Source organism: Amycolatopsis thermalba (genome assembly GCF_003385215.1).
Classification (GTDB): Bacteria; Actinomycetota; Actinomycetes; order Mycobacteriales; family Pseudonocardiaceae; genus Amycolatopsis_E; species Amycolatopsis_E thermalba.
Genome location: NZ_PQHW01000057.1, coordinates 1 through 22738 on the forward strand (window position 1 = coordinate 1; position 22738 = coordinate 22738).

The 22738-nt window shown below is 71.3% G+C and carries 25 protein-coding genes; 16 read left to right on the forward strand and 9 right to left on the reverse strand.

What is annotated here, in order from left to right; translation table 11 throughout:
- Positions 1 to 21: 21 nt before the first annotated feature.
- The 3 genes from D0D15_RS21575 to aceA all read right to left on the reverse strand — a co-directional run bounded on the left by D0D15_RS21575 (position 22) and on the right by aceA (position 4001).
- Positions 22 to 819 (reverse strand): S1 family peptidase, encoded by a 798-nt coding sequence (locus D0D15_RS21575; RefSeq protein WP_094009013.1) that lies wholly within the window; start codon positions 817 to 819, stop codon positions 22 to 24.
- A 220-nt stretch (positions 820 to 1039) separates the two neighbouring features.
- Positions 1040 to 2647, reverse strand: a complete 1608-nt coding sequence (aceB, locus tag D0D15_RS21580; RefSeq protein WP_094009012.1) for a malate synthase A — start codon at positions 2645 to 2647, stop codon at positions 1040 to 1042.
- A 67-nt stretch (positions 2648 to 2714) separates the two neighbouring features.
- Positions 2715 to 4001, reverse strand: a complete 1287-nt coding sequence (gene aceA / locus D0D15_RS21585; RefSeq protein ID WP_094009011.1) for an isocitrate lyase — start codon at positions 3999 to 4001, stop codon at positions 2715 to 2717.
- Positions 4002 to 4228: 227 nt separating this feature from the next.
- Between aceA and D0D15_RS21590 the strand changes: the two genes are divergently transcribed.
- A complete protein-coding gene (locus tag D0D15_RS21590) occupies positions 4229 to 5653 on the forward strand; it encodes a short-chain fatty acyl-CoA regulator family protein (protein ID WP_094009010.1) in 1425 nt (474 codons plus the stop codon).
- Between the two features lie 9 nt (positions 5654 to 5662).
- A complete protein-coding gene (locus tag D0D15_RS21595; protein WP_094009009.1) occupies positions 5663 to 6199 on the forward strand; it encodes an NADPH-dependent FMN reductase in 537 nt (178 codons plus the stop codon).
- A 206-nt stretch (positions 6200 to 6405) separates the two neighbouring features.
- On the opposite strand, the gene D0D15_RS21600 is transcribed toward D0D15_RS21595, so the two are convergent.
- Positions 6406 to 7161 (reverse strand): acyltransferase, encoded by a 756-nt coding sequence (locus D0D15_RS21600; RefSeq protein WP_094009008.1) that lies wholly within the window; start codon positions 7159 to 7161, stop codon positions 6406 to 6408.
- Between the two features lie 11 nt (positions 7162 to 7172).
- Here D0D15_RS21600 and D0D15_RS21605 point away from each other — a divergent pair, with 11 nt between their 5' ends.
- On the forward strand, positions 7173 to 8135 hold the full coding sequence (locus D0D15_RS21605) for a nucleoside hydrolase (protein WP_094009007.1): 963 nt from the start codon (positions 7173 to 7175) through the stop codon (positions 8133 to 8135).
- Between the two features lie 6 nt (positions 8136 to 8141).
- Here D0D15_RS21605 and D0D15_RS21610 read toward each other — a convergent pair whose 3' ends face one another.
- Complete coding sequence (locus D0D15_RS21610) at positions 8142 to 8546, reverse strand: VOC family protein (protein ID WP_094009006.1); 405 nt, start codon at positions 8544 to 8546, stop codon at positions 8142 to 8144.
- An 84-nt stretch (positions 8547 to 8630) separates the two neighbouring features.
- Here D0D15_RS21610 and D0D15_RS21615 point away from each other — a divergent pair, with 84 nt between their 5' ends.
- Positions 8631 to 9599: a helix-turn-helix transcriptional regulator gene (locus tag D0D15_RS21615; RefSeq protein ID WP_198958401.1), complete on the forward strand. Its 969-nt coding sequence runs from the start codon at positions 8631 to 8633 to the stop codon at positions 9597 to 9599.
- Here the strand turns inward: D0D15_RS21615 and D0D15_RS21620 are convergent, their stop codons facing one another.
- Together D0D15_RS21620 and D0D15_RS21630 are read right to left on the reverse strand one after the other, a co-directional pair.
- Positions 9600 to 11096 (reverse strand): plasmid pRiA4b ORF-3 family protein, encoded by a 1497-nt coding sequence (locus tag D0D15_RS21620; RefSeq protein WP_233157543.1) that lies wholly within the window; start codon positions 11094 to 11096, stop codon positions 9600 to 9602.
- Between the two features lie 337 nt (positions 11097 to 11433).
- Complete coding sequence (locus D0D15_RS21630; protein ID WP_094009005.1) at positions 11434 to 11817, reverse strand: nitroreductase/quinone reductase family protein; 384 nt, start codon at positions 11815 to 11817, stop codon at positions 11434 to 11436.
- 83 nt (positions 11818 to 11900) lie between these two features.
- Here D0D15_RS21630 and D0D15_RS21635 point away from each other — a divergent pair, with 83 nt between their 5' ends.
- The 5 genes from D0D15_RS21635 to dprE2 all read left to right on the forward strand — a co-directional run bounded on the left by D0D15_RS21635 (position 11901) and on the right by dprE2 (position 15401).
- Positions 11901 to 12341 (forward strand): MarR family winged helix-turn-helix transcriptional regulator, encoded by a 441-nt coding sequence (locus D0D15_RS21635; RefSeq protein WP_425266799.1) that lies wholly within the window; start codon positions 11901 to 11903, stop codon positions 12339 to 12341.
- Complete coding sequence (locus tag D0D15_RS21640) at positions 12338 to 13144, forward strand: ABC transporter ATP-binding protein (RefSeq protein WP_094009003.1); 807 nt, start codon at positions 12338 to 12340, stop codon at positions 13142 to 13144. The genes D0D15_RS21635 and D0D15_RS21640 overlap by 4 nt, the downstream gene beginning before the upstream one ends.
- Positions 13104 to 13916, forward strand: a complete 813-nt coding sequence (locus tag D0D15_RS21645) for an ABC transporter permease (RefSeq protein ID WP_094009002.1) — start codon at positions 13104 to 13106, stop codon at positions 13914 to 13916. The genes D0D15_RS21640 and D0D15_RS21645 overlap by 41 nt, the downstream gene beginning before the upstream one ends.
- A gap of 81 nt (positions 13917 to 13997) precedes the next feature.
- Positions 13998 to 14639: a DUF4383 domain-containing protein gene (locus tag D0D15_RS21650; RefSeq protein ID WP_094009001.1), complete on the forward strand. Its 642-nt coding sequence runs from the start codon at positions 13998 to 14000 to the stop codon at positions 14637 to 14639.
- 21 nt (positions 14640 to 14660) lie between these two features.
- Positions 14661 to 15401, forward strand: coding sequence for a decaprenylphospho-beta-D-erythro-pentofuranosid-2-ulose 2-reductase (gene dprE2 / locus D0D15_RS21655; protein WP_094009000.1), 741 nt, complete (start codon positions 14661 to 14663; stop codon positions 15399 to 15401).
- Between the two features lie 51 nt (positions 15402 to 15452).
- Here the strand turns inward: dprE2 and D0D15_RS21660 are convergent, their stop codons facing one another.
- Positions 15453 to 16253 carry a hypothetical protein gene (locus D0D15_RS21660; protein WP_115944690.1) on the reverse strand — a complete coding sequence of 267 codons (801 nt, stop codon included), beginning with the start codon at positions 16251 to 16253 and terminating at the stop codon, positions 15453 to 15455.
- 179 nt (positions 16254 to 16432) lie between these two features.
- On the opposite strand from D0D15_RS21660, the gene D0D15_RS21665 reads away from it, so the two are divergent.
- From D0D15_RS21665 to bcp, 3 genes are all read left to right on the forward strand, one after another.
- Positions 16433 to 16615, forward strand: a complete 183-nt coding sequence (locus D0D15_RS21665; protein ID WP_094009015.1) for a hypothetical protein — start codon at positions 16433 to 16435, stop codon at positions 16613 to 16615.
- Positions 16616 to 16811: 196 nt separating this feature from the next.
- Positions 16812 to 17339, forward strand: coding sequence for a hypothetical protein (locus D0D15_RS21670; protein WP_369806862.1), 528 nt, complete (start codon positions 16812 to 16814; stop codon positions 17337 to 17339).
- 24 nt (positions 17340 to 17363) lie between these two features.
- On the forward strand, positions 17364 to 17843 hold the full coding sequence (gene bcp / locus D0D15_RS21675; protein ID WP_094008997.1) for a thioredoxin-dependent thiol peroxidase: 480 nt from the start codon (positions 17364 to 17366) through the stop codon (positions 17841 to 17843).
- Positions 17844 to 18002: 159 nt separating this feature from the next.
- On the opposite strand, the gene D0D15_RS21680 is transcribed toward bcp, so the two are convergent.
- Complete coding sequence (locus tag D0D15_RS21680) at positions 18003 to 18713, reverse strand: GntR family transcriptional regulator (protein ID WP_094008996.1); 711 nt, start codon at positions 18711 to 18713, stop codon at positions 18003 to 18005.
- Positions 18714 to 18909: 196 nt separating this feature from the next.
- Here D0D15_RS21680 and D0D15_RS21685 point away from each other — a divergent pair, with 196 nt between their 5' ends.
- The 4 genes from D0D15_RS21685 to D0D15_RS21700 are packed head-to-tail and all read left to right on the forward strand — an operon-like array spanning position 18910 to position 22512.
- The gene (locus D0D15_RS21685) at positions 18910 to 20247 is read left to right on the forward strand and encodes an MFS transporter (RefSeq protein WP_094008995.1); all 1338 of its coding nucleotides are present in this window, start codon (positions 18910 to 18912) and stop codon (positions 20245 to 20247) included.
- The gene (locus tag D0D15_RS21690) at positions 20244 to 21020 is read left to right on the forward strand and encodes a LamB/YcsF family protein (RefSeq protein WP_017987380.1); all 777 of its coding nucleotides are present in this window, start codon (positions 20244 to 20246) and stop codon (positions 21018 to 21020) included. Before D0D15_RS21685 ends, D0D15_RS21690 begins: the two co-directional genes overlap by 4 nt.
- Complete coding sequence (gene pxpB, locus D0D15_RS21695; RefSeq protein WP_094008994.1) at positions 21017 to 21637, forward strand: 5-oxoprolinase subunit PxpB; 621 nt, start codon at positions 21017 to 21019, stop codon at positions 21635 to 21637. The genes D0D15_RS21690 and pxpB overlap by 4 nt, the downstream gene beginning before the upstream one ends.
- Complete coding sequence (locus D0D15_RS21700) at positions 21634 to 22512, forward strand: 5-oxoprolinase subunit C family protein (protein ID WP_094008993.1); 879 nt, start codon at positions 21634 to 21636, stop codon at positions 22510 to 22512. The genes pxpB and D0D15_RS21700 overlap by 4 nt, the downstream gene beginning before the upstream one ends.
- Positions 22513 to 22738: the final 226 nt, after the last annotated feature.

Below are 22738 nucleotides of genomic sequence, written 5' to 3' on the forward strand. Positions count from 1 at the left end.
CCGGGGGTTGCCGTGGGGGCGTTACGGGAGCACCGCCGGTGGCGGGGGTGTCAGCTGAGCTTGCAGCTCGTCGTGGTAGGAGCCGACTCGGGCGTAGACTCCGGGCTTTCCTGGTTCGGCACAGCCTTCGCCCCAGGAGACCACTCCTACGACTCGTCCGGCGGCTACCAGCGGGCCTCCGGAGTCGCCCTGGCAGGTGTCCACTCCGCCCTGCGGGTAGCCGGCGCAGATCATCGCCTCGGGGGTGTACTGCTGGGGGTACGCCTTCGCACAGTAGTCGTCGCTCGTGATGGGGACCGTCGCCTTCAGCAGGACGTCCGACGAATCGCCCATCGGCTTCGTGTTGCCCCAGCCCAGGATCGTCGCCTCGGTGCCGGCCTGGTAGCCGGGGTCGTCCTTCCTCGCCAGGGGCAGTGGCTGCGCGGACAACGGCTGCGTCAGGGTCAGCACCGCGACGTCGTAGCCCTGCGTGGCGTCCCGGAACTGCGGATGCACCCACACGTGGGACACAGTGGACACCGTCCCGTCACGGCCGCTCAGCTGCGTCCGTCCACTCACGACTCGCAGCGCCGTCGGGCTCTCCCCCTGCGCGCAGTGCGCCGCTGTCAGCACCTTGGCCGCCGCGACCAGCGTGCCACCGCAGAACTGGAGGCCGGTGGCATCGGTCAGCGCCACGGTGAACGGATACTCCGCGATGTTCGCGGGCGTGCCCCCGACGATCCCCGGCTCCGCCTGCGCGGCCGGCACGCAGACACACGCGGCGACCACACTCACGAAAACCACGATCGAACGGGTGAAGCGGCGGACTACAGGGATCATTACCAGCTCCTTCGGCGCCCTGGTGAACGGTGTCGCAGTCCAGGATTGCGCTTTCGGAGGGTTCTACACATCTACCTAAAGGCAGAAATTTTCGGGGACGGGTCGGGCCCGGTAGGTGGAGCATACCTACCGGGCCCGAGTGTCCGCGCTGTCCGGCCACAGCCAGCGCGAGCCGGTTCTCCCCGTCAGGAGAGGGAAAACCGGGGTCCTTTCAGGAGATTCAGGCCAGATCCGTCAGGTAGCGCGCGTACGCGCCCGTGGTCAGGAAGCTCGGCAGCTTCTCACCCAGCGCGGTCTCGACGAAGATCTCCCACGCTTCGTCCAGTTTGGCCTCCGGACCCAGATCCGCCCGCACCGCGGCGAGCTCCTCGTCCAGCATGGACCGGACCAGCGAGTCGGTCACCGCCGTGCCGTCGTCGAGCTTCGTGCCGTTGCGGATCCACTGCCACACCTGCGCCCGCGCGATCTCCGCGGTCGCCGCGTCCTCCATCAGGCCGAAGATCGCCGCGGCGCCGGTGCCCCGCAACCACGAGTCCACATAGCGCAGAGTGACGTTGATGTTGGCCCGCAAACCCTTTTCGGTGACTTCACCGCCGGCGCTGGCCACGTTCAGCAGATCCTCGGCGGTCACCGAGACGTCGTCGCGCGTCCGGCCGAGCTGGTTCGGCCACCCGCCGAGCACCTCGTCGAACACCTCGCGGCAGACCGGGACCAGGCCGGGGTGCGCGACCCACGAACCGTCGAAGCCGTCGCGCGCCTCGCGCTCCTTGTCCTGCCGGACCTTCTCGAAGGCCAGCGCGTTCGCCGACGGGTCCTTGCTCGGGATGAACGCCGCCATCCCGCCGATCGCGTGCGCGCCGCGCTTGTGGCAGGTCTGGACCAGCAGCTCGGTGTAGGCCCGCATGAACGGCGCGGTCATCGTCACCTCGGCGCGGTCGGGCAGGACGAAGTCCGCACCGGCGTCGCCGAAGTTCTTGATGATCGAGAAGATGTAGTCCCACCGCCCGGCGTTCAGCCCGGCCGCGTGCTCACGCAGCTCGTACAGGATCTCGTCCATCTCGAACGCCGCGGTGATCGTCTCGATCAGCACCGTCGCCCGGATGGTGCCCTGCGGGATGCCCAGCTCCTGCTGCGCGAGGCGGAACACGTCGTTCCACAGCCGCGCCTCGTGGTGGTTCTCCAGCTTGGGCAGGTAGAAGTACGGCCCGCTGCCCCTCGCCAGCAGCTGGCGCGCGTTGTGGAACAGGTACAGCCCGAAGTCCACCAGGCTCGCCGAGACCGGGCGCCCGTCGATGCGCAGGTGCTTCTCGACCAGGTGCCAGCCGCGCGGCCGGACGACGATCGTCGCCGGGTTGTCGCAGATCGCGTACCGCTTGCCCGACCCGGTGGTGAAGTCGATGTCGCGCCGGATGGCGTCGAACAGGTTCAGCTGCCCGCCGACGATGTTTGACCAGGTCGGCGAGGTCGCGTCCTCGAAGTCGGCCAGCCACACCTTCGCGCCGGAGTTCAGCGCGTTCACGGTCATCTTGCGGTCGGTCGGGCCGGTGATCTCCACGCGCCGGTCCTCGAGGCCGGGCGCCGCGGGCGCCACCTGCCACGAGTCGTCGTTGCGGATCCAGCGGGTCTCCGGGCGGAAGTCGAGCACGTCCTCGCCGCTGGCGAGCTTCTCCCGCCGCAGCCGCCGCTCGTCCAGCAGCTCGCGCCGCCGTCCGGCGAACTCGTTGTCCAGCCGCGCGATGAAGGCCAGCGCCGCCGGGGTGAGGATCTCGTCGTACCGCTCGCCGGCCGGGCCGGCGACCTCGATCTGCGAGGTGAACCTGTGAGACATGGCAAGCCTTCCTGGAGGGGCCGCGAGGCGGCCAGGGCGAGCGCGCCCTGGCCGCTCGCGACTTCTTCTAGAACTGGGCTTCTTCGGTGGAACCGGTGAGCGCGGTGGTCGAGCTCTCCGGGTTCAGCGCGGTGCTGACCAGGTCGAACCAGCCGGTGCCCACCTCGCGCTGGTGCTTGGTGGCGGTGTAGCCCCGCTCCTCCGAAGCGAACTCGCGCTCCTGCAGGTCGACGTAGGCGGTCATGCCCTCGCGGGCGTAGCCGTGCGCCAGGTCGAACATCGAGTAGTTCAGGGCGTGGAAGCCGGCCAGCGTGATGAACTGGAACTTGTAGCCCATGTGGCCCAGCTCGCGCTGGAACTTCGCGATGGTCGCGTCGTCCAGGTGCTTGCGCCAGTTGAACGACGGCGAGCAGTTGTAGGCCAGCATCTGGTCCGGGTACTTCGCCTTGATCGCCTCGGCGTACTGGCGGGCGACCTCGAGGTCCGGCGTGGAGGTCTCCATCCACAGCAGGTCGGCGTACTCGGCGTAGGCCAGGCCGCGGTCGATGCACGGCTCGATGCCGTTGCGGACCTTGTAGAAGCCCTCGGAGGTGCGCTCGCCGGTGATGTACTTCTGGTCGCGCTCGTCGACGTCGCTGGTGATCAGCGTGGCGGCCTGCGCGTCGGTGCGGGCGACGACCAGCGTCGGCACGTTGAGCACGTCGGCGGCCAGCCGGGCCGCGTTCAGGGTGCGCTCGTGCTGCTTGGTCGGGATCAGCACCTTGCCGCCGAGGTGGCCGCACTTCTTCTCGGACGCGAGCTGGTCCTCCCAGTGCACACCGGCGGCGCCGGCCGCGATCATGCCCTTCATCAGCTCGAACGCGTTCAGCGGGCCGCCGAAGCCGGCCTCGGCGTCGGCGACGATCGGCGCAAACCAGTCGATGTCGGTGTTGCCCTCGGCCCAGTTGATCTGGTCGGCGCGGCCCAGCGCGTTGTTGATGCGGCGGACGACGGCCGGCACCGAGTTGGCCGGGTACAGGCTCTGGTCCGGGTAGGTCTGGCCCGCGAGGTTCGCGTCGGCCGCGACCTGCCAGCCGGACAGGTAGATGGCCTTGAGGCCGGCGCGCACCTGCTGGACGGCCTGGTTGCCGGTCAGCGCGCCGAGGGCGTGGACGTAGTCCTCGGTGTGCAGCAGGTTCCAGAGCTTCTCGGCGCCGCGGCGGGCCAGCGTGTGCTCCTCGACGACGCTGCCCCGCAGCTTCACCACGTCGGCCGCGCTGTAGGAGCGCTTGACACCCTTCCACCGGGGGTCCGACGCCCACTGCTGCTCGAGCTTCGCGGCTTCCTGCTGCAACTCGTTGGGCTGCTCTGCCATGGGAGTTCTCCACCTTTGCGAACTTTGCGATGACTCGCTTGCTTGCAACGACCATGACATGCGCTGCGCAAACACCGCCAGCGCTCCAATTTGCCAATTTCTGCAAATTTTGGCGTAGCATGTTGTGAAGGTTGTGAAACCAGGTTTCGCAGCCGCCGCAAAGTCCGGGGACTGAATCGGTCACGTGATCGGTGCGGTCGGGAAAAGCTCTTCGGAAAGGGCCTGTCGTGGAGAAGACTTTCGCCGGCGCGAAGCTGCGTCACCTGCGCGAGAGCCGGTCGATGAGCCAGGCTGACCTGGCCAGGTTGCTGGAAATCAGCCCCAGCTACCTCAACCAGATCGAGCACAACTCGCGTCCCTTGACCGTTCCAGTGCTGCTGCGCATCACCGAGGCGTTCGGGGTCGACACCGAGTTCTTCGCCAACAACGACACCAGCCGACTGGTCGCCGACGTGCGCGAAGCACTGCTCGACGAGTCGCTCGGCGTCGAGGCGACGACCAGCGAACTCAACGAGCTGGCCACCAACCTGCCGACCATCGCGCAGGCCCTGGTCCGGCTGCACCGCAGCTACCGGGCGGCGGTGGAGAGCACGGCCGCGCTGGTCACCGAGAACGGCATGGGCCCGCACGGCAGCGCCGCCGCGCCCCTGCCCCACGAGGAGGTCCGCGACTTCTTCTACGAGCGCGAGAACTACGTCGCCGAGCTGGACGAACGCGCCGAGCGGATGGCCGAGGACATCGGGCTGCGGCGCGGCGGCGTGCACAACACCCTGCTGGAGCGGCTGGCCAACCACTACGGCGTGCAGGTGACCAGCGAGGGCATCGACGAGGCCGCCGGCCAGCAGCACCGCTACTCCCCCGACGCGAAGATCCTGCGGCTCGCGCCGAGCCTGCGCGTGGGCCAGCGGGCGTTCCGGATGGCTTCGCAGATCGCCCTGCTGGAGTACGACGACCTGATCACCGAGCTGGCCGACTCGTGGGCGTTCTCCGGCCCGGCGGCGCGGTCGCTGGCCCGCGTCGGCCTCGCCAACTACTTCGCCGGGGCGCTGATCCTGCCCTACGGCCCGTTCCTGTCCGCCGCGGAGAACTTCCGCTACGACATCGAGCGGCTGTGCGACCACTTCGGCGTCGGGTTCGAGACGGTGTGCCACCGGCTGTCGACCCTGCAGCGGCCCAAGCGGCGCGGGGTGCCGTTCTCGTTCGTGCGGGTGGACCGCGCGGGCAACATGTCGAAGCGGCAGTCGGCGGCCGGCTTCCACTTCTCCCGCGTCGGCGGGTCGTGCCCGCTGTGGAACGTCTACGAGGCGTTCAGCTCACCGGGCAAGATCCTCACCCAGATCGCGACCCTGCCGGACGGCAAGAGCTACTTCTGGATCGCGCGGACGGTCTCGCGCAACATCGGCGGCTACGGCAGCCCGGGCAAGATGTTCAGCGTCGGTCTCGGTTGCGAACTCCGGCACGCCGGGCGGCTCATCTACTCCACCGGCCTGGACCTGGACGCGAAGGCGGCCGCCACGCCGATCGGCATGGGCTGCAAGGTGTGCGAACGGCCGGCCTGCCCGCAGCGCGCGTTCCCGACGATCGGCAAGCAGCTCACGGTCGACGAGAACACCAGCACCTTCGTCCCGTACCCGGCGGTGCCCAAGGGATAGCGTGGGCGCATGACGACGCTCTTCCGGATCCTGGCCGTCAGCGGGAGCACGCGAGCGGGCTCGACCAACTCCGCGATGCTCGCCACCGCGCGGGCGGTCGCGCCGGAGGGCGCGGTCGTGGACATCTACGACGGGCTGCGGTCGTTGCCGCACTTCGATCCGGACGACGACCGGGACCCGCTGCCGGACGCCGTCGCCGGCCTGCGCGGGCAGCTGAAGGAAGCGGACGCGGTGCTGTTCTGCACGCCGGAGTACGCGGGCACGCTGCCCGGGTCGTTCAAGAACCTGCTCGACTGGGCGGTGGGCTCGGACGCGATGGGCGGCAAGCCGGCGGCGTGGATCAACGTGTCGTCCTCGGTCACCGGCGCGGCCGGGGCGCACGAGTCGCTGCGGACCGTCCTGGGTTATCTGGGGACGCGGATCGTCGAGGACGCCTGCGTGCACATTCCCGTGCCGCGGGAGGCGATCGGCGCGGACGGCCTCATCGGGGACGAGACCATCCGGCAGCGGGTGCGGGAGGCGCTGACCGCGCTGGCGACCCGCTAGAGGGCGGGAGTGATCGGCCAGCGCGGGTGTGCAGGAAGGTGTAGCCGCCGCCGTCGCGGTGGCGCGGTCGCCTGCGGCCAGGACCTAGCCGAACCGGGCCGATCGTGTGCTCGCGACCTAGGTCGGCGACCAGGGGACCAACCCGTGCTAGGCCCTTGTGGCCAGCCCTCGCCCACCGCCACCCTCAACGGAGCCGCTACGCGGCGCTAGCTTTGCTCGAGGGTCTTCTGCAGCGCCTTGTTCGCCTTGCGGGCCATGTCGGCGATGGCCTCGCGGCGTTCGGCGTCGGCCTCGTAGTCGGCGCGGCGGTCGCGCACCACGCGCGCCGGGGAGCCGACCGCGATGGCGTAGTCGGGGATGTCGCCGCGCACCACGGCGTGTGCGCCGAGGACGCAACCGCGGCCGACGCGGGTGCCGCGCAGCACCGAGACCTTCGTGCCGATCCAGGTGTCCGGCCCGATGCGGACCGGGGTCTTCACGATCCCCTGGTCCTTGATCGGCAGGTTGATGTCCGCCGTGATGTGGTCGAAGTCACAGATGTAGACCCAGTCGGCCACCAGGGTCGCCGCGCCGAGCTCGATGTCGAGGTAGCAGTTGATGACGTTCTGGCGCCCGAAGACGGCCTTGTCCCCGATGCGCAGCGAGCCCTCGTGGCAGCGGATCGCGTTGCCGTCGCCGATGTGCACCCAGCGCCCGATCTCCAGGCGGCCGTAACCGGGGCGGCAGTGGATCTCCACGTCCTTGCCGAGGAACACCATGCCGCGCAGGATGATGTGCGGGTTCGCCAGCCGGAACTTCAGCAGCCGCCAGTACCGCACCAGGTACCAGGGGGTGTAGGCGCGGTTGCGCAGGACCCAGCGCAGCGAATCGGCGGTCAGGAACTTCGCCTGACGAGGGTCGCGCCGGGCGCGGCGCCACGCCTGCACCCGGGACAGCACCGGCGATCCCCACATCGATGTCATAGGTTGACAGTATGCCGACACCGTTGATCATCGATACCGACCCGGGCGTGGACGACGCCTTCGCGATCGCGCTGGCGGCGCTGAGCGAGGACGTCGACCTGCTGGGGGTCACGACGGTCTTCGGCAACGTCCCGCTCGAAGCGACCACCCGCAACGCGCGCCGCGTGCTGGCGCTGTGCGGGCGCGCGGACGTGCCGGTGGCGGCCGGGGCCGCGCGGCCGCTGGTGCACGCCCAGCTGCACCGCGCCAGCCACGTGCACGGGTCGGACGGGTTGTCCGGACGCTCGGCCGCGCTGCCCGAGCCGGGCCGGGCGCTGGAGCCGGGCGGTGCGATGAGCCTGCTGGTGTCGTTGCTGGAGGCCGCCGACGAGCCGGTGACGATCGCGCCGATCGGGCCGCTGACGAACATCGCGCTGCTGCTCGCCGCGCACCCCGAGGTGCGGGAGAAGATCGGCCGCATCGTCGTCATGGGCGGCGGGCTGGCCGGCGGCAACACGACGGGTGCGGCGGAGTTCAACATCTGGAGCGACCCGGAGGCGGCGCGGCGGGTGCTGGTCGAGGAGACCGTGCCGTGCGTGCTGGTGCCGATGGACCTGACCTACCGGTGCGCGGTGGACCGCACGTGGCTGGGCAAGCTGGCCGCGTCCGGGCCGATCGGCGCCGCACTGGAGGCGCTGACACCGGACTACGTCGCGCACTACCGCAAGGCCCTCGGGTGGGACGGCGTGGTGCTGCACGACGCGGTCGCCGTCGCGGAGGCGATCCGGCCCGGCATCCTGCGGACCGAGACCTACCCGGTCGAGGTGGAGTGCTCGCTGGGCCCGGCCCGCGGCGCCACGCTGGTCGACCGGCGCCGGCAGGCCCTGCGCGAGGACGCGGAAGGCGATGTGGCGCCCGGCCGGATCGAGGTCGCGGTGGACACCGAGCTGGAGGGGCTGCGGGCCTTCATCCTGGAGCGGCTGGCGCGCGGCTGAAGCCGGTCAGCGCGCGAGCCTCGCCCTGGCCTCTTCGGTGAGCGGCGCGAAGAAGTTGACCAGGTTGCCGTCGGGGTCGCGGAACAGCAGCGACCGGTTGCCCCACGGCATCGTCGTCGGCTTCTGCACGATCTCGGGGACGACCGCCAGCGCCGTCAGCCGTTCGTACGCCCGGTCCACGTCCTCGACGAGGAACTCCAGGATCGCGCTCCGGTTCGACTCGGGCACGGCCGCCCCGGGGCTGAACAGCGCCATCGTCTCGGCGCCGCCGATCGCCAGCGTGCACGAAGATCCGGCGAACTCGGCGAACTGCTCGGCGAGCCACCGCGCCCGGAGGCCGGTCACCTGCTCGTAGAACTCGGCGAGGCGGGCGACGTCGTCGGTGATGACGCGGACGGAGAGAAGCTGCACGGCGGGTTCCTTTCTGCGGAGGGACACCGGCCACGCTAGAGGCGATAGTGGACAGGATCCGCCCGGTATTGCGAGGATCTTCGGGTGACCCGGCCGATCGCCCGCGTGCTGGCCCTGCTGGAGATCCTCCAGAGCGGTGGGACCCGGACCGTCGCCGAGCTCGCCGGGCGGCTCGACGTCGACGAGCGCACCGTCCGCCGCTACGTCGATCACCTCCGCGACCTCGACGTCCCGGTCCGCGCGGTGCGCGGACGGCACGGCGGATACCGGCTGTCGCCCGGCTACCGGATGCCCCCGCTGATGCTCACCGACGAGGAGGCGCTCGCCGTCCTGCTCGGTCTGGTCGCGGGGCGGCGAGCCGGCCTGATCACCACGTCGGTCGCGGCCGCCGAGAGCGCGGTCGCGAAGATCCGGCGGGTGCTGCCCGACGCCGTCGGGCAGCGGCTCGACGCGCTGCTGGAGATCGCCGGCTTCACCGCGCCCCCACGACCGGCGCTCACGGCGGAGGCCGGGGTGCTGCTCACCGTGGCGGAGGCGGCGCGGGATCGCCGGCCGCTCGAAATCGCTTACACCGCGGGCCATGGCGGCGCCAGCGAACGCGTCGTCCACCCGTACGGGGTGGTGGCGCACTCCGGGCGGTGGTACCTGAGCGGCTTCGACTCCGCCGGCGGGCAGGTGCGCACGTTCCGGATCGACCGGATCAGGACCGTCGAAATCGGCGCCGGAACATTCGACGTGCCGGCGGGATTCGACCCTGCCGAGCGGGTGCTCAGCGCCCTCGCCGAGACGCCGTACGAGCACGAGGTGTCCGTGCGGATCCGCTCGGCGCCCGAACGGATCCGCTCCGTCTTCCCGCCGTCCGTCGCGTCGCTGGAGACGATCACCGGCGGCGAGCCCTGGGTGCGGGCCCGGATCCGGGCGCAGCGGCTCGACTGGATACCGCCCCTGCTCGCGGCGCTCGACCAGCCGTTCGTCGTCGAGCAGCCCGGCGCGCTCCGCGACCTGGTCCGGGCACTGGCAGAAAGGCTGGCCCGCCATGCCGCGGACGGCTGATCACCAGGGGTGCGCGGGGTGCGGGATGCGCACGGCGGCCAGGCGCTTGTTCCGGGCGGAAACGCTTTCCCCGGCCTTGGACACGCTCGTGCAGCGCGGATAGCTCAGCTGCGGGTCGGGGTCGAGGATCTTCTCGCACGTGACGGAGTGCTCGACCGCGCCCACGAAGAACCGCAGGCTCGTCCCCGGCCGCACCAGCACGTGCGACAACCGCACGTCGTGCTCGTCGCGGTCCTCGCCCAGGCCGAAGAACGGGTCGGCGTACCGCACACCGTCGGCCTCGAAGTGGTGCTCCTCGCCGTCCGCGTCGAGCGCCTCGGCGAGCACGCCGAGCGTCACGCTCGCCGGGATCACCAATCGCCACCACTGCGGCGGCTTCCGGCCGGTCACGGTGATCTTCAGCTGGTACACGGTCAGCCGCACCGACTCGGCGAACGCCCGCAGCTCACGGCGCAACGCCGTCGCCTCGGGCTCCAGCGCGTCGAGCCCGCCGCGGTCGCGTACGTAGTGGTACGCCTCCTCGACCCCGCTGCGCTCCCGCGCGGACAACGCGTACTCGGTGACCAGCCGCCGCCGCTCCGCTCCGGACAACCCCGGGCCCTCGTCCCACATCTCCAGCATCGCCGCGGCGTGCGGGCGCACGTTGCGGTAACTCAGCGCGACGTGCCAGGCCGGCAGCACCTCGTCGCCGAAACCGGCGACCACCTCGATGGCCGCCACGCGCTCGACCGGTGACGCGAACTCCGCGGCGTGCAGCAGTTGCGCGGCGCCGTCCACCGGGCGCCTGCCCTCGAACCAGCGCAGTGCCTGGTGCCACGCCTCGTCGGCGGGCAGCGGCGCGAGACGGCCCAGCAGCTGCGCGGCGCGCAGCTCGGGCGTGACCGGCCGCGGTTCACGAGCGGCCCACTCGTCTAGCGCCCAGTGGCCCAGCGGCGTGACCTTCCGGTCGCCGTCCAGCGCGCCGAACTCGGTGAGCACGTCCAGTGCGGCGTCGAGCGGGAACAGTTCCGCGCCACCGAAACTCGAAGCGACCGCGTCGCCGTCCTCGCTGCCCTTGAGCAGCCGGTGCACCGAGAACACCAGGTCGTCCAGCAGCGGGCCGTTGGCCAGCGCGGTCAGCACCGCCCGGCACAACGCGAACGCGCCACGACGGCGTGGATCGGCCGACTCGGCCCGCAGGACCGCGTCGAGGCCCTTGAGCCACAGCTGCGCCGGATCGTCGTGCGGCGGGCGCGCGACCGCCTCCGCGACACCGACCTCGATCAGCCCCGCGCCTTCCGCGGCCACCCACGGCCGGTGGATCGTGACGACGTCCGCGGCCGAGCGGACCTTCTCCCCCACCTCGACGCCCAGCGCCCCGGCGGCCGAGGGAACGTCGGCGGGCCGCAGAACTCCTTTGGGGGTAACGGGTCTCCCGTCGCCGACCCAGCTCGCCAGGGCCCTCGTCCGGGACAGCGCGGGGCACTGACTCGCCAATGTGGAGATTCCGGTACTCACCCGCAGGACTTTAGCGAGCAGGCCCCGCCACCCGGACGGGTGTTTCCGTCCACAGTAGAGATGTCGACAAGTCGATCATGGGCGGCGGGCTCAGCTCTGGTCACCAGCGGCGGGACGCACGTGTGGCTCGGCGCCGGCCCGGGCACGCTCGCCGAGCTGCGCCGCCACACCGGCCTGGACCGGCTGGGCGGCATCTGGATCTCGCACCTGCACGCCGCGTACTACGGCGCCCTGTTCGCCGACCTCGACCTGGCCGCGCCAAGAACTGCGACGCGCTGCTGTGCGAGGCGGACGGCCCGGTCGCCTACGCCGCTCCCGGCGCGGTCTTCCACCTGCCCTAATCGAGGTCGACGCGCACCGTCAGCAGCGCGATCCCCAGGCGGCGCACGATCATGCTGTTGCCCGCCGGCAGTTTCTTCAGCCGCTCGTGCGGGTCGTCGCCGGGCAGGAGGTGGGCGGTGCCGGTGCGCCAGACGCGGCCCAGCCGCACGCGCACCTTCGGGTTGGCCTCGATGTTGCGGATGTAGGACGCCCGCCGCCCGTCGCCGGAGACGAACCAGAACGCGCCGTCGACGACCTTCCCGCCGACCGGAGTGTGCCGGGGCTGACCGGTGCGCCTGCCGATCGTTTCGAGGACCACCTGGCCGGGCATGCGCTTCGCCAGCGGGTTGACCAACCGGTGGAACGCGTCGGCCGCGCGCTTCTTGCGATCAGGATTCACCCTTCACGAATACTCCGCTTCCTCCGGAAAGCGAAATTAGTGAGTGTTGCTAATAGCTCCGAGTCAGAGCTACCTTGGCGGACGTGCGAGAACTGGCCGAGAACCTGATGACGACCACGGCCGCGCTGCGGCGGGTCGTCCGACGGCGCGTGCGGGACACGCTGCCGCACGCGCCCCTGCGTCCGGCGCAGATCGAACTGCTCCGCGTGGTCGAGAAACACCCCGGCATCGGCGTCGCCGCCGCCGCGCGTGCCCTGCACCTGGCCGGCAATTCGGTCAGCTCGCTGGTCAACCAGCTCGTCGACGCCGGGCTGCTGGACCGGCGGATCGATCCCGGCGACCGCCGGGCCGCGCGGCTGGAGCTGACCGGCCCGGCGCGGGACCGGCTGGCGAACTGGCGGCGCACCCGCGCCGAGTTCGTGACCTCGGCGATCGCGCGCCTGCCGGCCGGGGACCGCGACGCGCTCGAAGCCGCGCTGCCCGCGCCCGGCCTGCTGATCGCCGCGATCCAGGAGGGGAAATGACCACACCCGCGGTGCGCTGCACCGGGCTCCGGCACGCCTTCGGTGACGCGGTCGCCGTCGACGGCGTCGACCTGGAGATCCCGGCGGGCCAGGTCTTCGGGCTGCTCGGCCCCAACGGCGCGGGCAAGACCACCACCATCCGCATGATCACCACGCTGCTGCCGCTCGAGGACGGCGCGATCGAGGTGTTCGGCCTCGACGCCACGCACCGGAAGATGCGCGTGCGGCGGCTGATCGGCTATGTGCCGCAACAACTTTCCGCCGACGGCTCGCTCAGCGGGCGGGAGAACGTGGCGCTGTTCGCCCGCCTCTTCGACGTCCCGCGACGCGAGCGCGCCGAGCAGGTCGAGACCGCACTCGGCGCCGTGGGCCTGCTGGACGACGCCGACCGCACGGCCGCGACCTACTCCGGCGGCATGATCCGCCGCCTCGAACTGGCGCAGGCGCTGGTCAGCGCGCCCCGACTGCTGATACTCGACGAGCCGACCATCGGGCTCGACCCGGTCGCCCGCACCGGCGTGTGGGAGCGCATCGAACAGGTCCGCGCCGAGACCGGCATGACCGTGCTGGTGACCACGCACTACATGGACGAGGCCGAGCAGCACTGCGACCAGGTCGCGCTCATGCACCGCGGCCGGATCCGCGCGCAGGGCAGCCCGGCGGAGCTCCGGGCCCGGCTGGGGCCGGAGTCCACTCTGGACGATGTCTTCCGGGCGGTCACCGGTGACGCGTTCGACGACGCCGACAAGGGAGGGATGCGCGATGTCCGCGCCGCTCGCCGCACCGCACGCCGCCTGGGCTGACCCGCGGCCGGTCCGCCGCCTGCTGTCCAGGGTGGGCACGATGTGCCTGGTGGAGCTGCAGAAGCTGCGCCGCGACCGCTCCGAACTCATCACCCGCGCGATCCAGCCCGCGCTGTGGCTGCTGATCTTCGGCGAGACCTTCACCCGGCTGCGCGCGATCCCCACCGGGGACACGCCCTACCTGGACTTCCTCGCCCCCGGCATCCTCGCGCAGTCCGCGTTGTTCATCGCGATCTTCTACGGCATCCAGATCATCTGGGAACGCGACGCCGGTGTGCTCGGCAAGCTGCTCGTCACGCCGACCCCGCGCGCCGCGCTGGTCACCGGCAAGGCGTTCGCGGCCGGGGTGCGGGCGTTCGCGCAGGCGGTGATCGTGCTGATCCTCGCGGCGGTCCTCGGCGTCGGCCTCACCGCGAACCCGCTGAAGCTGCTCGGCGCCGCGCTCACCGTGGTGCTCGGCTCGGCGTTCTTCTGCTGCCTGTCGATCGTGATCGCCGGGCTCGTGCTGTCCCGCGAACGGCTGATGGGCATCGGACAGGCGATCACGATGCCGTTGTTCTTCGGGTCCAACGCGCTCTACCCGGTGGATCTGATGCCCGATTGGCTGCGCGTGCTCAGCCACGTCAATCCGCTCAGTTACGAGGTGGACGCGCTGCGCGGGCTGCTGATCGGCACCCCCTCCCACGTCTGGGTGGACTCCGGGGTGCTCGCCGCTTCCGCCGCGATCGCCATCGGGGTCGCGTCCGCCCTGCTCGGGCGGCTGGTCCGGTGAGTTTGCCCGATTCCACCACCGGGTAACCCGTCGGGCACATCACGCAACCGTGGTGTCCGTCGGACAAAGGGGACAGGCGACATGTCTCGTTCGGAACAAGCCCGCGTCCGGGCGGCCGGCTTCCAGCCGGTCCAGGTGCTCGCCGCGCTCGTCGGTCTGGTCTACCTCGTGATCGGCATCATCGGGTTCGTGCGCACCGGCTTCGGTGACTTCACCGGCAACCCGGACCACATGCTGATGGGCTTCATGATCAACCCGCTGCACAACCTGGTGCACGTGGTGGTCGGCGTGCTGGGCCTGCTGTTCGCCGCGTCGTCGGCGTCGGCCCGCACCTTCGGCTGGATCCTGTTCATCGGCTTCGGCCTGGTGACCATCTGGGGCCTGATGATCACCGGGGTGATCGCGTCCAACCCGGTGTCCGGGCTGGGCAACCCGCTCAACCTCAACGCGGCCGACAACTGGCTGCACGGGGCGAGCGCGGTGCTGGGCCTGATCATGGCAGTCATGCCCGCGCGCAAGAAGGTGCACGTCGAGAGCACCGACAGCGGTGCCGCGACGATGCAGCAGCCGATGGCCACCGGCGACGTGCCCGGCAACGCGGACGTCCCGACGCGTCCGGTGCCGCAGCAGACCGGGTCGCCGGAGGCCGCCGCCCAGCAGCAGACCGGACGGCACCGCCCGTCGCGGTGGCGCATGCACCGGCCGGGCCACACCACCCACTGATCGTCGGGCAGACTGCCCCGCGTGAGCGGAACGGTGCTGGTGCTCGGCGGGCGCAGTGAGATCGGCCTCGCCGTGGCACGGAAACTCGTGGACGGCGAGCGGAAGTTCGTACTGGCGGCCCGGCGCAGCGGCGACCTCGATGACGAAGAGGCGTCGCTGCGCCGGGCCGGCGCGTCCGAGGTGGCGCGGGTCGAGTTCGACGCCGACGACGTGGCGCGGCACCGCGAGGTGCTGGACGCGGTGGTCGCCGAGCACGGTCCACTGGAGACGGTCGTGGTCGCGTTCGGGATCCTGGGCGACCAGGAGCGGGCCGAGCGCGACGCGGCGCACGCGATGGCCGTGATCCACACGGACTACGTCGCCCACGTGAGCGTCCTGACCGAGCTGGCGAACCTGTTGCGCGCGCAGGGCAGCGGGCAGCTCGTGGTGTTCTCCTCGGTCGCCGGGGTGCGGGTGCGGCGGGCCAACTACGTGTACGGCTCGGCGAAGGCCGGGCTGGACGGGTTCGCCGGCGGCCTGGCCGACGCGTTGCACGGCAGCGGCGTGCGGCTGCTGCTGGTGCGCCCGGGGTTCGTGATCGGGCGGATGACCGAGGGCATGTCGCCCGCCCCGTTCTCCAGCACGCCCGAACAGGTCGCGACGGCGACCGTGCGCGCGCTGCGGCGGGGACGCGGGGAGGTCTGGGTGCCGCCCGTGCTGCGCCCGGTGTTCTTCCTGATGCGCCTGCTGCCGCGCGCGATCTGGCGGCGCATGCCCCGCTGAACACGCCGAAGGCCACTCCCGCGGGAGTGGCCTTCGGTTCGCGTCGAGGGGTCAGCCGCCGAGCAGACCGCCGACCAGGCCGCCCACGGTGCCCAGCAGGCCGCCGTTCCTCTTGCTGGTCGGCTGGGTCGTCGTTCCCGGCGAGCTGCTCGGCTGCTCCGAGGTCGGCTCGGTCGTGGTCGGCGTCGTCGTGGTCGTCCGCGGAGTGGTGGTCTGGGGCTGGGTCCGGCTCGTGCCCGCGGTGTACGCCGGGGCGGCCGAGGTGGTCGTCGGCGCGGCCGTCGTGCCACGGCTGCTCGTCGACTGGCCGGTGCGCGCCTGGCCGTTCGAGCCGGCGGCGCCGCCCTGCTGGGCCGCCTGCGGCTGGGCCTGCGAGGACGCGCTGCCCGACGGCGGCAGCTCGGCGCTGCTGGTCGGGGTCGGCGTGCTGCTGGCCAGCAACTGCTGCTGGGGAGCGGCGATCGTGCTCGTCGGGGTGTGGCCGGTCCTGGTGTCCGGGCCGCCGCCCGCTCCGCCCGGCGCGGCCGCGTCGTGCAGCTGGCCGGTGGTCAGGGTGCTGACCGCAACACCGGCCAGGGCCGCCACGCCCGCGGCGAGCGCGCCGATGCGGCCGGCCTTGCGCTTGTCCCACCGGCTGCCCGGCTCGCTCTCCCGGCGCAGGATGCTGGCCGCCGGGATGCGCACGGTGGGCGCCTCGGCCATCTCGGGCGTGATGCCGGAGTCGTCCACGGGCTCCTTCGGCAGCTTGATCGCGGTGAACTCCTGCGTGACGCCTTCCCGGCGCAGCAACTCCGCGACACTGATCTGCCGCGTCGTGGCACTCGCCCGAGTGTCTTTGTCGTCGCTCGTCACGCTGAACCTCTCCGAATCCGCTTACTGCCCGCGACATGATTACTGTTGTTATCAGTTCGTTGCCTCAGGTCGTGATCGAGCTCACATCCGATAGGCCGAATGTCCTACGCACGGTGACAAACCGATAGCTCAGACGGCCAGTTACTGTGACCGTGATCGCGCAGCAGGCGGAGGTGAACGTGGCGGACCGCAACCCCTTGAAGTGGGTGAGCAGCGTGGCGGACTGGTTCGAGCAACGCGGCGTCTACGTGCCCGGCGAGGACAACCACACGGTCGACCCGTGGCGCGATTTCGGCTGGCTGATCGTGGCGTGGCTGGTCGGCTGCGGCACCTTCATCCTCTTCCTCGCGATGGCGGTCTGAACCCGCCGGGGTGAGCGCGATCACGGCTGGTGCCGCTCCGGTCACGGATCGGCCACATCCCGACACCAGGTCCGCGTCAACCCCGCGCGGTGACTCGCACGCACTCGCGAGTAGGGACAGAGTGGAGCGCGCCCGGCGGAAATACCTACCCCGAACGGACCAGCCGGGCGGCTGAAGAAGTGAGGAAGTGGCCCCTGTGCGCACCCCGAGGCACGCGATGGCCGCCCTCGTCCTGGTGGCGGTGACCGCTTGCGGTGCGCCGGCGCAGGTCGAGAGCGGGTCGACGAGCACCGGTGGCGACGTGGCCATCCCGCAGGCGGTTCCCGCGCTGCCCACCCTGGACTTCGGCGGCCAGTTCCGGTTCGGCGACGGGGTCGCGGTGTCGGTGTCCGCGCCGAAGCCGTTCAAGCCCAGCGAGAGCGCGTATCCACGCAGCGACCGGGCGGTGGCGTTCGAGATCATCATCCGCAACGACGGCGACCAGCCGTACCGGCTGTCCGGGCTGAGCGTGACGGCGACCGTCGGGGACGTGCCGTCGAAGCAGGTGGTGGACTCGACGCAGGGGTACAGCGGAATCGTCGACGCGGGCAAGGACGTGCAACCCGGGCGCGACGTGCGGGTGAACCTGGCCTTCGCCGCGCCGCCCGAGCCTGCCGAGATGCGGCTGACCCTGCGGCCGACCGCGACCAGCCCGGTGATCGCCGTGTACTGCGGGCCCGCCTGACCGGCGCCCGGATACGCTCGGGGCATGACTGACCCCCAGCGTCTCACCGCCGGCGACAAGGCCCCCGACTTCACCCTTCCCGACAGCACGGGCACGCAGGTCTCGCTGTCGGACTTCCGGGGCAGGCACGTCGTCGTGTACTTCTACCCCGCGGCGGGCACGCCCGGGTGCACCAAGCAGGCCTGCGACTTCCGGGACAACCTCGGCGAGCTCGACGGCGCCGGCTACCAGGTGCTCGGCGTGTCGCCGGACAAGCCGGAGAAGCTGGCGAAGTTCGCCGAGGCGGAGCGGCTGACGTTCCCGCTGCTGTCCGATCCGGACAAGACGGTGCTCACGGAGTGGGGCGCGTTCGGCGAGAAGAAGAACTACGGCCGGATCGTGCAGGGCGTGATCCGCTCGACGTTCGTGATCGACCCCGAGGGCACGATCGTCAAGGCGATGTACAACGTCCGGGCGACCGGCCACGTCGCGAAGCTGCTGAAGGACCTGAAGATCTCCGCCTGACCGCGGAACTCGCCACCCCGAACGCAGAACTCGCCACTCGGAGCGTGGGACTCACCGCCCCGAACGTGGGACTCGCGGCGGCCGCGAGTCCCACGCTCCCGCACGCGAGTCCCACGCTCGGGAGCGTGAGTTCTGCACTCGGGAGTGCGAGTTCTGCGCTCACATCACCCGGCGGTAGGCCTCCACCAGCTGCTTCTCCGCGTCGTCCAGGTAAGCGGCCAGCTGGCGCTCCGCCGTGGCGCCGTCGCCGGCGCGCAGCGTCTCCAGGATCTCCCGGTTCCGCTCCAGGTAAGGCTCGTGGAAGGGCTGCGGGTCGGCCATCACGTGGAACACCAGCCGCAGCTCGGCGAGCAGCCCGCGGACCAGCTCGTCCACCCGGGGGCTGCCGGCGAGCGTGATCAGCGCCTGGTGGAAGTGGATGTTGGCGGTGCCGAGCTCGCGCCAGGCCTGACGCTTCTTGGCGTCCTCACCGTCGGCCACCGCGGCCTCCACCGCCTGCAGCTTGTCCCCCGGCGGGCTGGTGATCTCCCGCAGCACGGCGCACTGCACGAGCTTGCGCACCTTGTACAGGTCGATCACGTCCTCGACCGACAGCCGCCGCACGAAGACGCCCCGGTTCAGCTCGTGCACCAGCAGCTTCTCGTGCGTGAGCAGCCGGAACGCCTCACGCAGCGTGTTCCGCGAGACGCCCAGCGCCCCGCCGATCGCCTCCTCGGACAGGCGGCTGCCGGGCTCGAAGAAGCCCTCGGTGATGCGCCCCCGCAGGATGTCCGCCAGCCGTTCGGCCGTGCTGGTGCGCCCCAGCAGCAGGCGATCGGCCTCGAGCCCGGTGCTGGGGATCGAGCCCGTGGACTCGGCGTCGGTGGTCACGCGGGGCCTCCGTGTTTTCAGGGGTCGGACCGTGTAACGGAAACTTAACCAGTCCATCGAAGGACGGTCCAACCTGCGACTTGTTCTACGAAAAGTCTATCCAGACGCTTCGAAGCCAGATCGATGTTCCTCGAAAGTATTGACGGATCGTTCAACAATCCCTAACTTCATGACCTACCTCACTCCCCTTCGATGGATGGACATCGTGATGACCGCTTCGACTGAGCCCACGGACAAGCGCTCACTGCGCCGCGCGTTCGTGGCTAGCCTGTCCGGCACCACTCTCGAGTACTACGACTTCGCGGCCTACTCGGTGGCGGCCGCGACGTTGTTCGGCACGCTGTTTTTCCCGTCGGGCGACGCCCTCGTCGGCACGATGGCCGCGTTCTCGACCTACGCCGTCGGTTACCTGGCCCGGCCGCTCGGTGGGTTCATCTTCGGCCGCCTCGGCGACAAGCTGGGCCGCAAGCAGGTCCTGGTGTTCACCCTGCTGCTGACCGGTATCGCCACCTTCCTGATCGGCATCCTGCCGACCCACGCCTCCATCGGCGGCTGGGCCGCCGTGATCCTGGTGCTGCTGCGGTTCGCGCAGGGTGTCGGTGTCGGTGGCGAGTGGGGCGGCGCGGTGCTGCTGTCCAGTGAGTTCGGCGATCCGAAGAAGCGCGGCTTCTGGGCCTCCGCCGCCCAGATCGGCCCGCCGGCGGGCAACCTGCTGGCCAACGGTGTGATCGCGCTGCTGGCTGCGGTGATGTCGAAGGCGGCGTTCGAGTCCTGGGGCTGGCGCATCGCGTTCCTGCTGTCCGGTGTCCTGGTCATCTTCGGCCTGTGGCTGCGGATGAAGCTCGAGGAGACCCCGGTCTTCAAGAAGATCGCCGAGAAGGGCGAGGCGCCGACGGCCCCGCTGAAGGAGGTCTTCACCAAGGAGCCGCGGGCCCTGATCGCCGGCATCCTGGTCCGCGTCTGCCCGGACGTCCTCTACTCCCTGTTCACCGTCTTCGTCCTCACCTACATGACCACCGAGCTCGGCATGAGCCGCAGCGAGGGCCTCACCGCGGTGATGATCGGTTCGGCCTTCCAGCTGTTCCTGATGCCGGCCGCGGGCGCGCTGTCCGACCGCATCAACCGGCGCACGCTCTACACGGTGGGCACGATCGCCGCGGCCGTGTGGCCGTTCATCTTCTTCCCGATGGCGAGCACCGGGTCGTTCCTCGCCGTCGCGGTCGGCATGGTGATCGCGCTGGCCATCCACGCCCTGCTGTACGGCCCGCAGGCCGCGCTCATCACCGAGCAGTTCACCGCCCGGCTGCGCTACACCGGCAGCTCGCTGGCCTACACGCTGGCCGGCCCGATCGGTGGCGCCGTGGCCCCGCTGATCTTCACCGCCCTGCTGGCCGCCTACGACTCGTGGTTCGCGGTGGCGCTGTACCTGGTGGCGACCGCGGTCCTGACCGGGATCGGCATCGCGCTGTCCCGCCAGGCGCCCGAGGAGGAGCCGGTCGTGACCACGGCCGAGACGGTGGAAGTCGCACGATGAGCGCCCCCGCGACCACCGCCACCATCGATCTGAACTGCGACGTGGGCGAAGGGTTCGGCGCCTGGCGGATCGCCGATGACGAAGCCCTGCTGGACGTCGTGACCGGCGCCAACGTGGCCTGCGGCTTCCACGCCGGTGACCCCTCGACCATGCGGCACGTGTGCGAGGCGGCGGTGAAGCGCGGGGTCACCATCGGAGCCCACGTCGGGTACCGGGACCTGGCCGGCTTCGGCCGCCGGTTCCTCGACGTGGACCCCGTCGAACTGATCGACGAGATCCTCTACCAGCTGGGCGCGCTCGACGCGCTGGCCGGCGCGTCGGGCGGCGAGATCGCCTACGTCAAGCCGCACGGCGCGCTGTACAACGCCATCGCCACGCACGAGAAGCAGGCGGGCGCGGTGGCCGAGGCGGTGTGGCAGTACGACCCGACGCTGCCCGTGCTCGGGCAGCCGGGGTCCCGGTGGCTGGCGCGGGCCGCCGAGGCCGGGCTGACCACCATCGCCGAGGCGTTCGCCGACCGCGGTTACTCGCCCGACGGGCGGCTCCTCCCCCGGCGCGAGCCGGGGGCGGTGCTGACCGACGCGGACGAGGTGGCGCGGCGGTGCGTGCGGCTGGTGCGGGACGGCGAGGTGGTGGCCGTGGACGGCACGGTCATCCCCCTCCAGGCGGGCTCGCTGTGCGTGCACAGCGACACCCCGGGCGCGGTGGAACTGGCCACCGCGGCCCGGACCGCGCTGGTGTCGGCCGGGGTCGAGGTGCGGAGCTTCGCATGAACATCCGGCGATGCGGGGACCAGGCGCTGCTGGTGGACGTCGGGGACACCGGCGGGATCGACGCGGTGCTCGGCCTGTACTCCGCGCTGTCCGACCCTCGTCCCGACGGCGTGACGGAACTGGTGCCGGCGGCGCGCACCCTCCTGGTGCGCTTCGACCCGGCCGTGATCGGCGCCGGCGAGCTGGCGGAGCTGCTGGCGGGCACCGAACCGGTGCCCGCCCAGGCGATGCGCGGCGAGCTGGTGGAGATCCCCGTGTACTACGACGGCGCCGACCTGGCCGAGGTCGGCAAGCACACCGGCCTCGGCGCGGACGGTGTCGTCGAGATGCACACCGCCGCCGAGTACACGGTGGCGTTCGGCGGGTTCGCGCCCGGTTTCGGTTACCTGACCGGGCTGCACCCGAAGCTGCACCTGCCGCGGCGGGCCACGCCGCGGACGCACGTGCCGGCCGGGGCGGTCGCCATCGCCGGTGAGTTCACCGGCATCTACCCGCGGTCGTCGCCCGGTGGCTGGCAGCTGGTCGGCCGGACCGAGGTCCCGCTGTGGGACCCGGCCCGCAGGCCGCCCGCCCTGCTGCGGCCGGGCACCCGCATCCGCTTCCGGGAGGTTCGATGATCGAGGTGGTGCGGCCGGGTCCGCTGACCACGGTGCAGGACCTGGGACGTCCCGGACTGGCCGCCTTGGGGGTCGGCCGGTCCGGGGCGGCCGACCGGCGGTCGGCCGCGCTGGCCAACCGGCTCGTCGGCAACCTGGACGGCGCCGCGGTGCTGGAGACCACCTTCGGCGGTCTGGTGCTGCGGTTCCGGCAGGTCGCGCGGGTCGTGGTGACCGGCGCGCCGTGCCCGATCCGGCGCGGCAGCCGCGGAGAGGCGATGAACGCGCCGTTCACCGTGTGGCCGGGCGAGGAGCTGACGCTGGGTGCGCCGACCTCCGGGCTGCGCACCTACCTCGCGGTGCGCGGCGGGATCGGGGTGGACAAGGTGCTGGAGTCCCGCTCGACGGATCTGCTGGCCGGGCTCGGCCCGGCGGCGCTGAGCGAGGGCGACGTGCTGCCCATCGGCACCGACGAGTGCGGCCCGCTGCCGTCGGTCGAGGTCGCGCCGGTGCCCGATCCGGCCGGGTTCGCGCTGACGGTGCGGGTGATGCCCGGCCCGCGGGACGACTGGTTCACCCCGGAGGCGCTGAAGACCTTTTCGACGGCGACCTACGAGGTGACGTCGGAGAGCAACCGCGTCGGCGTCCGGCTCACCGGTCCGGCGCTGGAACGGTCCCGGGAGGGCGAGCTGCTCAGCGAGGGCATGGTGCCGGGCGCGATCCAGGTGCCGCCCTCGGGGCTGCCGCTGGTGTTCCTCGCCGACCACCCGGTGACCGGCGGGTACCCGGTGATCGGCGTCGTGCTGACCGACGACCTGCCGGTGATGGCCCAGGCGCGGCCGGGGCAGACCGTCTCGTTCCGCCTCGTGCCCGCCGATCTCCCGGCGGCCGCCTGAACTCCCGGAGGCCACCTGCCCTGGGTGGCCTCCGGGGCTCCACTGCTCAGCGTCCGGCCGGCTCGCAGGCGCTATAGCGGGAGCGGCCCGCACGGCGCCGCCAACACGCGCAACCCGCGAACTCCCCCGAGCACCCGGGCCAGGTGGCTGCCAGGCTCGAACTTCAGCGTCCAGCGACTTCGCACCGCGGGCAGCACCGCGCGCAACCCGCGAACTCCCCGGGAGC